A 12,361-nucleotide genomic window follows, 5' to 3' on the forward strand; every position below is an offset into this window, starting at 1 on the left:
CCGCCAATGCAGTCACCGCCTGCAAAAATCCCGGCCTCACCGGTCATCAGCGTGGTGGCGTCCACCGCAACCGTGTCGTTTTTCTGCACGGTGATTTTGGGCATCGTCGCCAGCAGGGACAAATCACTATGCTGCCCCACCGCCATCACGACAGAGTCCGCAGCCAGCATAGTGGTCTCGCCGGTGGGCGTGACGCTGCCGTCCGCATTCATGGTCACGTTTTCAACGGTAATTCCGTCCGCGCCGAAGTGATCCACCACATTCAGCCAGCGAATTTTTACACCCTCGGCAAAGGCTTCCGCAGCCTCACCGGGCAGAGCTTCCATATGGTCTTTATCGTAACGGAAGACGATCACAACATCTTTCGCGCCAAGGCGTTCAGCCGTGCGCGCGGCATCCATTGCCACGTTGCCACCGCCCACAACGGCCACCACGCGGCCAAGCTGCGGCTTTTTCTGTTCGCTGACATCATCCAGCAGACTGACGGCATCAACCAGACGCTTACCGTCACCGGTTGGCACGTTCAGGTGATTGGCCAGTTGGGCGCCCACAGCCACAAAAACGGCATCAAACCCGCCCTCAACCTTTGCTTTAGCCAGATCCTCCACTTTCACGCCGCATGTCAGCGTCACGCCCGGCATGGCGGTAATCCGGGCAATTTCCTGCTGGAGTTCTGTGCGGGGCAGACGATAAGCCGGAATACCGTGCATCATCATGCCGCCCGGTTCCGCTGCGGCATCCCGCACTTCCACCGTGTGGCCCTGCCGCGCCAGATGATAGGCACAGGACAAACCGGCCGGGCCAGCGCCGACAATCAGAACCTTCTTGCCGGTTGAAGGCGCAGACTCAAACGTCCAGCCATTTTTGAGTGCTTCATCGCCCAGAAACCGCTCTACCGCATGGATGGAGACCGACTCATCCAGAGACCCACGGTTACACCCACTCTCACACGGATGGTAACAGGCACGCCCATGCACAGCAGGCATGGGGTTGTTCGCCACCAGCGCACGCCACGCCTCCTCATACGCTCCAGCCTGCGCGTGGGAAAGCCAGCCCTGAATATCCTCACCCGCCGGACAGGCCTGATTACAAGGCGGCAGAAAATGTTCGTAAACCGGCCGCTGCCACCGTCGGCTTCCCACACCCCGCCGCGCAGTGTCCTGCATAATCTGGGTCATATCGTGGAGCTTCATAGGCATTGTCATTCCCCCGTCGCGTGCGGCACAAAATTTAAGGCACTGAGCAAAACAGCAGCAGGCACGCCCGACACGTCATTCAGGGTGCCACCATATAAAACACGAACACTCTGTCAACTTTACAACTTTATGAAAAATGAAGAATTTTTATGGATTTATTGATCTGGATTATTGCGGCATAGAAAAAACGATATTTCCGCGAGAAACCGCTATCAATCCAGACTTAAATGGTTCCGTATGGCGTTCAATCAGGTTCTGAATAATAACTTGACGTTTCCGTCATAAATTAAGCATAGTGCCGCCTCCATAAATGACACCTTTTCATCACCCATTCGCTTTTTTGCCATACAAGGTTTGTTGTGAAAGCTCCTGTAAAAATCACGATTATTGCCGCCTCCCTTCTTGTAATCGCAGGAGGAGCCTTTGCATGGCACCATCACCAGCTGGCTGAAAGCGTTCCTGACGGCATCCTCTACGGGAACGGACGGCTGGAATTTACCCGCGTGGATGTAGCCGTAAAATATCCCGGCCGGGTCACAAAACTTCTGGTGCATGAGGGCGATACCGTCGCCGCCAATCAGGTTCTGGCGCAGGAAGACAGCGCCTCCGTGCAGGCCCAGTATGATCAGGCTGCCGCCCAGCAAAGCCGCGCCAGCAGCGCGGCAGACCGCGCCACAGCGGAACTGTCCGCACATCAGGCCTCTCTGCACCTTGCGGAGGATGAGCTCCGTCATGCGCAAACCATGCGGCGGCAAAACCTTGTTTCTGACATGGAAGTCACGCAGCGCCGCACCCAGTTTGCATCTGCTCAGGCTGCCGTCCGCGCTGCAACGCAGGGCGTGCAGGAAGCCCTTCATGCAAAGGAGGGAGCCGCAGCACAGGTCCGGCAGATCCAGACCGTTCTGGATGATATGACAATCCGCGCCCCTGTCGCAGGCCGCATTGAATATCGCATTGTGGAGCCCGGCAGCGTGCTGGCACCCGGCGGCCGTGTGTATTCCATGCTGGACCCGGTTGACCCGTATATGACCCTCTTCTTCCCGACCGCCGCCATGAGCACGCTTAAGGTGGGGGATGAAGCCCGCATCAAGTTTGATGGTGTCGCCTCTCCCGTGCTGGCCACCGTCTCCTTCATTGATAGTCAGGCCCAGTTCACCCCCAAATATGTGGAAACGGCGACCGAGCGGGAGCAGCTTGTCTATCGCGTCAAACTGCGCGTCACACCGGAAGAGCAGCAGCATCTTGGCGCTCTTCTGAAAGCGGGCATGACGGGGGAAGGCTATATCAGGCAGCGCCCGGATGCGGCATGGCCCAACGCAGCCCAGCGGAGCAGCGCTGAGTAATGAGCGCCCCTCCGTCTGAAATCCGTGTAGAGGGCGTGCGCCATGCCTATAATGGCCGCGACGTTCTGCACGATGTTTCTCTCACCCTCCCTGCCGGACAGACCATCGTCTTTGTCGGGCCGGATGGCGTTGGGAAATCCACCCTGCTGGGGCTGATTGCCGGTGTGCGACACCTGCAAACCGGCAGTATTCACACGCTGGGCGTGGATGTGAGCAACAAGGCCGAGCGTGAAGCCTTTCTAAGCCGCCTCGCCTTCATGCCGCAGGGCCTGGGGAAAAACCTTTACCCAACATTGTCCGTGCGGGAAAACATCGACTTCTTTGGTCGTCTGTTTGCGCTGGATGCCACCACCCGCGCCAACCGTATTACGCATCTGCTGGACTCAACCGGCCTTGCGCCCTTCCCCAACCGCCCGGCGGGTCAGCTCTCGGGCGGCATGAAGCAGAAGGTCAGCCTGTGCTGCTCTCTGGTCCATAATCCAGACCTGCTGATTCTGGATGAACCCACCACCGGCGTGGACCCGCTCTCCCGCCGCCAGTTCTGGGCGCTTGTGGACCAGATGCGCGCAGAACGGCCCTCCATGACCGTGATTGTCTCCACGGCCTATATGGATGAGGCCGAGCGGTTTTCCTGGCTGGTGGCCATGAATGACGGACGTATTCTGGCCTCCGCCCCCACAGCGGACGTCAAGAAACAGACCGGCACCACCACTGTGGAGGCCGCCTATACCTCCATGCTGCCGGAAGCCGACCAGAAGGAAATTTCCGACTTCACCATCCCCCCGTATCAGGATGATGGCAGCCCGCCCGTTATTGATGCGGAAAATCTGACCCGTCAGTTCGGCTCCTTCAAGGCGGTCGATAACGTCAGCTTCCGGATCAAGCGCGGTGAGATTTTCGGCTTTCTTGGCTCCAATGGCTGCGGCAAGTCCACCACCATGAAGATGCTCACCGGACTGCTGGACATTACCAGCGGCACGGCCACCCTGTTTGGCCGCAAGGTGACACCGGGAGACATGTCTACGCGCATGCGCATTGGCTACATGTCGCAGGGGTTCTCTCTGTATGAGGAACTGACCGTCCGGCAGAACCTGATGCTTCAGGCGGAACTGTTCCGCCTGCCGGTTGCGGAGGCAAAAAAGCGCGTCGCAGAAATGCTCTCAAGCTTCAAGCTGGATGAGCACGCCGACAGCCGCCCGACGGGTCTGCCACTCGGTATCCGGCAACGCCTGCAACTTGCCGCAGCCTGCATCAACTCCCCCGACATTCTTATTCTGGATGAACCCACCTCCGGCGTGGACCCGGCTGCGCGAGACATGTTCTGGAAGCATCTTGTCGCCCTCTCGCGCGATCAGCATGTGACCATTTTTGTCTCCACCCACTTCATGAATGAAGCAGCACGCTGTGACCGCATTTCCCTGATGGACAAAGGGAAAGTGCTGGCTATGGGCACCCCGGCTGAGATCATTCAGGAAGCCCATGCTGCTACGCTGGAAGATGCGTTCATCACGTTCCTTGAGCATGCCGGCAACAGCGTCAACGCCGCCAGCACGCCACAGCAACAGGCTCCGGCCAGCACCGCTCCGGGGCGAAAAATCCCCTCCTATATTCGCTGGTTCTCACGCTGCTGGGCTTTTGCCCGCCGAGAGGCCGTGGAACTGACGCGTGACCGCCTGCGCCTGATGTTCGCCATCCTTGGCCCGACCATCCTGCTGCTTATCTCGGCCTATAGCGTCTCGTTTGACATCAATACCATTCGCTACACCGTGGCGGATTATGATCACACCCATGCCAGCCGGGAGCTTGTCGAGCAGTTTCGCGGGTCGCACTATTTCCATGAGACCGCCTATTCTCCAGACCGCGAAACGGTGGAAACACGTATTCGGCAAGGGAAAGTCGCCCTCGGGCTGGATATTCCGGATGGCTTCGGGCGAGATCTGGCCGCAGGCCGCAACCCGACAGTCGGCGTGGTGATTGACGGCGCAATGCCGTTCCTCAGCGCCAACGTCCGCGCCTATGTGGATGCCGTGTTGCTGACCTACGCGGCCAGTATGCAGAAAACCCTGCCACCCTCCGCCACGGCACATCTGACACCCGTCCATATTATCCCGCGCTTTGTCTATAATCAGGAATTCCGCAGCATTTACGCCATGACGCCGGGCACCATCATGCTGGCCCTGATCCTGATCCCCACCATGCTGACAGCCCTTGGCGTGGTGCGGGAGAAGGAGATTGGCTCCATCATGAACCTCTACGCCTCCCCGGCCAGTTCCGGGCAATATCTGGTGGGTAAGCAGTTGCCTTACGTGGCGCTGGCTATCATCGCCTATCTGGTGCTTGTCGTGCTGTCCGTCACTGTACTGGGCGTGCCGCTCAAAGGCTCGTTCATTGGCCTGACGATCGGGGCACTGCTCTATATTCAGGCCTGCACCGGGCTGGGACTGCTGATTTCAACCTTCGTCAGCTCTCAGGTCGCGGCCATTTTCGGCACAGCCATTATCTGCCTGATTATGTCCGCCAACTTCTCCGGGCTGCTTTACCCCATCTCCACCCTTACGGGCGTGACGTACTACCTTGCCGAGACGTTCCCGGCCTCATGGTTCCAGCTCATTTGTCTGGGCAGCTTCACAAAGGGGCTGGGGGTTACCTCTTTCCTCTCCATGTATGCTGCTCTTGGCACTTTTGCGGCGGTTTACATGCTGGGCGCACGCCTTTTCCTCAAGAAGCAGGATTCATAATGCTGCGCTGGGTCATGAATGTCGGCCTGCTGTGCCGCAAGGAATTCTACAGCCTGATGCGGGACTTTGTCCTGATGGGGCTAATTGTCTTCTCGTTCTCCGTCGCCATTGTGCTGGTCGCACACGGCGTGAAGATTGACGTCTCCAACGCCACGGTGGCGTTTATTGATGAGGACCACTCCGCCCTCTCCCGCCAGCTCCGCTCCGTAGTGCTGCCGCCATACTTCAAGCCACCAACCCTGACAGACCGCGCCCACAGCAAGGCGGGGATGGATAACGGCACCTATAACTTCGTGATTGATATCCCGCCCCGTTTTGAGGCGGACACGCTGGCAGGCCGCACCCCGGACATACAGGAACTGATTGATGCCACGGCTATGACGCAGGCCGGGCTTGGTGCCGTCTATCTTCAGCAGATCTTTATGGGCGAAATACAGGCTCAGCTGCATTCGCCAGACCTGACCAGGCTGATGCCCTTCCACGGGGAAAGCCGCATCCGCTTTAACCCCAATAGTGAGTCCGCATGGTTCACCTCCGTCATGCAGGTTGTCACTAACGCGACGGTTCTCTCTATTGTTCTGGTTGGCGCGGCCGTTATCCGTGAGCGGGAACACGGCACCATTGAGCATCTGCTGGTGCTGCCCGTCTCCGCCAGTCAGATTGCCGTGGGTAAAATTCTGGCCAATGGCGCAGTCATCCTTGTTGCCAGCCTGCTCTCCCTCTGGCTGACGGTGCATCTGTGGCTTGGCGTGCCCATTGCGGGCAGCCAGCTTCTGTTTGCTGCCTGCCTCATTCTGTATCTTTTCTCCGTCACCTCTCTGGGCATGATGCTGGCTACCATTGCCCCCAACATGCCGCAGTTCGGGCTGCTGGTGGTGCCTGTTTATGCCGTGGCTTATCTGCTCTCCGGGGCGGCCACACCGGTGGAAAGCATGCCGGACCTTGTGCAGTCCCTCGTGCGCTTCTTCCCCACGACCCAGTTCGTGAAAATCTCACAATCCATCCTGTATCGCGGTGCTGGCCTTGAGAGTATCTGGCCCTCGTTGCTGGCCATTGTGTTCTCCTCCACTCTTTTTCTTGCCATGGCGCTGCTCCGCTTCCGCTCCATGCTTGCCCGTCAGGACTGAATGCCGATGTCTTTTTCAGCACCTTCCGCCCGCCTGCTGCTCACCACGCTCCTGTGCTCGGGCGTTGTGGCCTGCTCACCCTTCAAGACCGAGATGCCCGCGTCCACGGTCTCTGTGCCAGCCCAGTTTACAGAGGCTCCGGCCTCCACTCAGGCTACGGATCTCACAGCATGGTGGACAGCCTGGCAGGACCCGCTTCTGAACCAGCTTGTGCAGCAGGCTCTGGCCGCCAACCCGGATATTCGTGTCGCGCAGGCCCGCGTGCAAGAATCCCGCGCTTATACCCAGATGGCCAAATCCGCCCTATATCCAACCATTGGCGCCACGGCTGGCATGATGGGCGGTGGGGTGGACTGGCGGCACCCCGTTCCGCCGCTGATGAAAATGGCGGCCCCGAATATTCAGGACCCCGCAACGGATGGTCACCTTGCAGGCATCACCATGGCGTGGGAGCCGGATATCTGGGGTGGTAATCTGGCCAAAAAGCGCGGCGCAAAACAGATGGCGCTGGCCTCGGAAGAGATGCTGCACGGCACCCACATGGCGATTGCTGCGGACGTTGCGGCCAATTACGTCACGGCGCGGGGCCTGCAACAGCGGATTGTATTGCTGGACCAGTCTGTCAGCACGCTTCAGTCTCTCCTGCGCTACGCCTCAGGGCGCTTTGATGCTGGCCAGACCACGCAGGCTGACCTGGAAACTATCCGTGGCCAGATTGCGCAGGTGCAGGCGCAGCGCCCCATGCTGGTCTCCTCTCTGGATGCATGCCGCCATCGACTGGCCATTCTCTCCGGCCAGCCGCCAGAACAGGCGCCTGATCTTTCCACGCCGGCTCAGTACCGCGTCCCTGCCCCGCCGGCGACCGAACTCCCCTCCACCGTTCTGGAGCGCAGACCGGATGTCCGGCTGGAAAAGCATGTTCTGGAAGCCAATCTGCAACGGCTCATCAGCACCAAGACCGACCTCCTGCCCCGCTTCGGCCTGGAATTTTTTGGCGGGGATGGTCGCCTGCGGTTTGACGGCATTCCCGGCGTTTCCAGCACTGGTGGCCTGATGGCAGTGAATGCCTATTTGCCCATTTTCACCGCCGGGCGGATACAGGCCAAAATCCGTGCCTCCGATGCTCAGCTCCATCAGGCTCTCGCCACTTATGACCAGACTGTTCTGACGGCTCTGGCGGAGGTGGAAGATGCGTATGAAAGCCGGAGCAGCGCAGACCAGAACATCGCCAGCCTGATGGCAGAAGTCACGGCACTCACGCAGGCAAGCTCTCAGGCCCGTGGATTGTATGAAGGTGGCCAGTTTACCATGCAGGACGTACTGACAACGCGCATCAAGAAGATTACCGCGCAGGATGATCTGGTGAGCGCGCAGACGCGGCAGGCTCTGAGCACCATTCAGCTGGCCCGTGCTCTGGGGGGCGGATGGAGTAGTCAGTTCCCGTCATAATCCAAACAGCATCCCGCTTGCTTTCCGTATGACATTGGAACACAAAGATTATTCAGGGATTGAATAAGATCCAACCCGTCACGCAGCCTGATAAGGCCTGAAGGAGCCTAAAAAGAGTTGAGCACCAACCAGCAGCCCTCTCCCCAGGACGCCCCAGCAGAAGCGCCTGCCAAACGGAAGGCCTACCGGACCTCCAAGAAGAGAGAAATGACGAGAGCCTTCAAAGAGGAGGCTTTTGAGCGTGCGGCGTGGAATGTGTTTTCAACCATCGGGCTGGATGCGGCTACGGTGCGAGACATTGTCTCTCTGAGCAATGTTTCCCCCGGCAGCTTCTATAATTATTACAAAACCAAAGAAAAAATCTTTGACATTCTGCTGATCAAAGTTGCGGATCGCGTCAGGCACATTGTCCAGCAATCGCGTTGCCCCACGGATGATCTGGAAAAGATGCTCACCAGAAGCCACGAGGCCGTTCTGCGCGAGCTGATCAGCATTAACGGCGCACCGCGCTTTTTTGAACTCAACCAGCATCATATCCGCGCCCGCCTGTTCACCATGAAGGAAACGCGGGACATGCTGGAGGACCTCAAGCAGAATATTCTGCGCCTGATGCCGATTAAAACCATCTCACCAGACCGGTTGAGCTTTATTGCGGCCACCCTCCTGACAATGGGCCTTGAATCCCTGCTCTATATGGCGCGCAACCCGCTGCTGGATATTGATGAGACAGCCCGCATCTCCGGCTGCATGGCAGCAGGGAATGTCCGGGGGGCAACCGCATTTCTCTCTGATAAACAGTCCACGGACTAAACAAAGCCATCTGCCCGTTACCGCTGTTGAAATAGCGCCAATCTACAAAACGGCCGTTCTGAAGTGCAGCTTTGTCTATATTTATTTATATACAGAAAACGTGCATATTTTACCGCATTAAGCCCTCAGGGAAGACAGAGAACATCTCTTTCACTCTGCTGATCTTGGCATTTCTGTCCCGGATCAGAGAAAAATCGACACGATCTGCCGCACTCGTTAGATAAAAAAAACGAATGGATCGATTTCTTTTTATTCTACTGCGCCCTTCAAAGCATCGAACTTCGTTCTTCCACAAAAACTTCACAGAAGATAAAACAACAGAATAAAATATTAAATACCCTGTAAATAAATGATCACGAAATTGTGGGACATAGAAATACTAAAAATTCATACACATCAGACGCGTTAAAATAATGTCATTGTTATCACGAATTTATGATATTATGCGAATAAGGACGTTATTTCCATACTGATTCAGATTAAGTGTTATCAAAAATCCCATATTATTTATAGATTGACCATGTCTGTATCCACTCATATATAGACAAACAGCAACGGAACGGTTTGCAGCAGCAGTGAGCGAGGCCCCCTTTTGCTCCCCCTCCACGGGTATTGCAGAAGCGCACCCCCTTTCTGCCTGAAAGTGACCGGTCTATATTTTTCTCAGGCCTAAGGGTTGGCGATGATGCAGCGTGTCTCACTCTGCTCGTCCTGATCGGATACCGCAGCAGCGGGATCGCTCTCCTTTTCCTGTTTTTGAGTTTTTATGAGGTACTAATGGCTTACGCGACAACGAACCCTTATACAGAGGAAGTGGTTGCCACTTTTCCTGAAGCAACAGATCAGGAAGTTCAGACTGCCCTTTCTGAAGCCCACGCTGCCTTTGAAAAATGGCGTGACACATCTTTTGCTGAACGTGCACGTATTATAAACGCCGCCGCCGCCATTCTGCGGCGTGATGTTGATAAATATGCCGCCCTCGGCACGCTTGAAATGGGCAAGACGTTTGCTGAATCCAAAGCAGAAGTCATCCTTTCAGCCGAAATTTTTGAATATTACGCAAAATATTCCGAAGAACTTCTGAAGCCGGAAGCTCTGCCCGTAGCCGATCCGGCAACCGGCAAAGCCGTGCTTGTGCATGAGCCGCTCGGCATTGTGTTCGCCATTGAGCCGTGGAACTTCCCGTTCTATCAGGTCGTCCGCATCATCGCGCCGCAGCTTTCAGCCGGTAACGCAGTCATCCTCAAGCATGCGTCCAACCTGCCGCAGTGCGCTGCCGCGTGTGAAGCGCTGATGCTTGAAGCCGGGCTGCCCAAAGGGCTGTTCCGCAACCTCTACACGGCCCGTTCTCACACGGCCATGATCCTGGAAGATCCCCGCGTTTGCGGTGTGGCGCTGACAGGGTCTGAAGGTGCTGGCTCCATCATTGCTGGCGTTGCCGGTAAAGCCCTGAAAAAATCCATGATGGAACTCGGTGGCGCAGACGCCTTCGTCGTTCTGGATGACGCAGACGTTGAAAAAGCTGCTAAATGGGCTGTCATGGGTCGCCACTGGAACGCTGGCCAGGTCTGTGTGTCCGCCAAGCGCCTGATTGTGGCTGATGCGATTTATGACCGCTTCCTGGACCTCTACAAAAAAGGCGTTGCCGAGCTGAAAGCTGGTGACCCGATGGACGCGTCCACCACGCTGGCTCCGCTCTGCTCCCGCGCTGCGGTTGAAGACCTGCACCGTCAGGTTGAAGAAGCCATCAAGCATGGTGCCAAGGTTGAAGCCATTGGTCCGGAAGTGCCGGAAAAAGGCACCTTCTTCCGTCCGCTGCTTATGACCGGTCTGGACGGTGAGAATGAAGCCCGCCACTGGGAATTCTTCGGCCCCGTGACGCAGCTTTACCACGCCAAGGATGAGGCAGACGCCATCCGCATCGCCAATGACTCCCCGTATGGCCTCGGCGGCTCTGTCTTCACCAAAGATGAAGCCCGTGGCGCCCGCGTTGCAGCCAAGATCCGCACCGGCATGGTCAACATCAACCACCCGCTGATCCCCAAGGCAGATCTGCCCTTTGGCGGGATCAAACGCTCCGGTTTCGGGCGCGAGCTGGTTGGCCTTGGCATCAAGGAATTCGTCAACCACAAGCTGATTAACATCGTCGACATCGACGCTCCGGCCTGATCACGCTTACCGGCAGGTCCCTTTACGGGGCCTGCCTTTCTACACAGTCGCTCTCCATAAAAATTAAACAGTCTTTTTATTCATGAGACCTCGCGTTTCATGAACCGATCCTTTGCGCGCAAAGCCTTTTCCCAAAAACCATCCTTCGGCTGACTTTCTCAAAAGAGGCACGTAAAACTCATGGCACCCAGGTCTGAAATTCTGATTGTTGGTGGCGGCGTGGCGGGGCTGGCTCTTGCAACACGTTTAGGAAAAACGCTTGGCAGGCAAGGTAAAGCACGCATTACGCTGATTGATAAAAGCTTCTCGCACGTCTGGAAACCCATGCTGCACTGCTTTGCAGCCGGCACGGTGCTGAATGAAAATGATCGGATCAGCTTTATCTCTCAGGCCAGTCAGCATCATTTTGAATTCTGGCCCGGTGAGGTCATTTCGGTTGATCGCGCCAAACGCGAGGTTGTTTTAAGCCCTTTCCATGCGTCTGACGGCACTAAAGTGCTGGAAAGCCGCACCATGACGTATGATGCCATTGTTCTGGCTGTCGGCAGTTGCGCCAATGATTTTGGTACCCCCGGCGTAACAGAGCATTGCCTGTTTATTGATAATCTTGTTGAAGCCAATGCTTTCAATGAGAAGTTCAGAATGGAAATTCTCAAGTCCTTTGCCAATAGTTCCAAGCTGGATATTGCCATTGTAGGCGGCGGGGCCACCGGCACACAGCTTGCTGCGGAACTCCACAAGTCTCTGGAAATTGTGGACCCGGTCAGCCTGCATGCCTTTGGCAAAGCCCCGCCAAAACTCAGCGTCACGCTGCTCCAGTCCGGCCCGCGCATCCTCCCCGCCTTTCCTGAATCCGTCTCAGCCGCAGCACAGCAGGAACTTGAACGGCTAGGCGTGAATGTCCGCACCTCGGCCCGCGTTGCCGCGGCAGATGCGACCGGCTTTACCCTCAAGGACGGCTCTCACGTTTCCGCCACTCTGCGGGTCTGGGCGGCAGGCGTCAAAGCCCCCGAAGTCACCAAGGCCTATGGCGGTCTTTCCCTCAGCCGTTCCGGACAGATTGTGGTGAACCCCAATCTGAGCTCTGTGGATGATGACAGGATTTTTGCCATGGGTGACTGCTCCTTTATTGCCGAGGAGCCTTTGCCTGCCACGGCCCAGGTGGCGCGGCAGCAGGCCTGCCATCTGGCCACACATCTGCCCGCCTGGCTGGAACAGGGGAAGCCCGTTCCCTCCTGTATCTTCCATAACAAAGGGGCTATTGTCGCTCTTGGCAATTACAATGGCTGGGCCGCTTTTCCGGGAGGCCGCGTCGTAGGAGGCGGTCTCCTGCACGGGCTTTCCGCCCGGATGGGCCACATCATGTTGTATCGCAGGCACCAGATGGAACTGTTCGGGGTCTTCCGCGGTATGGCTTCCATTTTTGCCGACTGGGTGGAAACCATCATCCGGCCGCCCGTGCGTCTGGATTAAGCACTCAGCCCCCAGACGAACCCGTATCCTGACAGGTTTGTGAGCAATCCAGAATG

At 57.0% G+C, this 12,361-nt stretch carries 8 protein-coding genes; 7 read left to right on the forward strand and 1 reads right to left on the reverse strand.

Annotated elements, in window-relative coordinates:
* Positions 1 to 1,193: NAD(P)-binding protein (locus tag HK23_RS10975; RefSeq protein ID WP_256940161.1), on the reverse strand; the 1,193-nt coding region annotated here is incomplete at its 3' end.
* 362 nt (positions 1,194 to 1,555) lie between these two features.
* Between HK23_RS10975 and HK23_RS10980 the strand changes: the two genes are divergently transcribed.
* The 7 genes from HK23_RS10980 (at position 1,556) to HK23_RS11010 (ending at position 12,305) form a co-directional block, all read left to right on the forward strand.
* On the forward strand, positions 1,556 to 2,539 hold the full coding sequence (locus tag HK23_RS10980; protein WP_086653990.1) for an HlyD family secretion protein: 984 nt from the start codon (positions 1,556 to 1,558) through the stop codon (positions 2,537 to 2,539).
* On the forward strand, positions 2,539 to 5,277 hold the full coding sequence (gene rbbA, locus HK23_RS10985) for a ribosome-associated ATPase/putative transporter RbbA (protein ID WP_086653991.1): 2,739 nt from the start codon (positions 2,539 to 2,541) through the stop codon (positions 5,275 to 5,277). Before HK23_RS10980 ends, rbbA begins: the two co-directional genes overlap by 1 nt.
* Complete coding sequence (locus HK23_RS10990; protein WP_086653992.1) at positions 5,277 to 6,404, forward strand: ABC transporter permease; 1,128 nt, start codon at positions 5,277 to 5,279, stop codon at positions 6,402 to 6,404. The genes rbbA and HK23_RS10990 overlap by 1 nt, the downstream gene beginning before the upstream one ends.
* Positions 6,405 to 7,853 carry a TolC family protein gene (locus HK23_RS10995; protein ID WP_086653993.1) on the forward strand — a complete coding sequence of 483 codons (1,449 nt, stop codon included), beginning with the start codon at positions 6,405 to 6,407 and terminating at the stop codon, positions 7,851 to 7,853.
* Between the two features lie 117 nt (positions 7,854 to 7,970).
* On the forward strand, positions 7,971 to 8,663 hold the full coding sequence (locus HK23_RS11000; protein WP_256940162.1) for a TetR/AcrR family transcriptional regulator: 693 nt from the start codon (positions 7,971 to 7,973) through the stop codon (positions 8,661 to 8,663).
* Between the two features lie 777 nt (positions 8,664 to 9,440).
* Positions 9,441 to 10,832, forward strand: a complete 1,392-nt coding sequence (locus HK23_RS11005) for an NAD-dependent succinate-semialdehyde dehydrogenase (protein WP_086653994.1) — start codon at positions 9,441 to 9,443, stop codon at positions 10,830 to 10,832.
* Between the two features lie 180 nt (positions 10,833 to 11,012).
* The gene (locus HK23_RS11010) at positions 11,013 to 12,305 is read left to right on the forward strand and encodes an NAD(P)/FAD-dependent oxidoreductase (RefSeq protein ID WP_086653995.1); all 1,293 of its coding nucleotides are present in this window, start codon (positions 11,013 to 11,015) and stop codon (positions 12,303 to 12,305) included.
* The last annotated feature ends 56 nt before the right edge of the window (positions 12,306 to 12,361 follow it).

The sequence above is a fragment of the Acetobacter malorum genome (genome assembly GCF_002153605.1).
Classification (GTDB): Bacteria; Pseudomonadota; Alphaproteobacteria; order Acetobacterales; family Acetobacteraceae; genus Acetobacter; species Acetobacter malorum_A.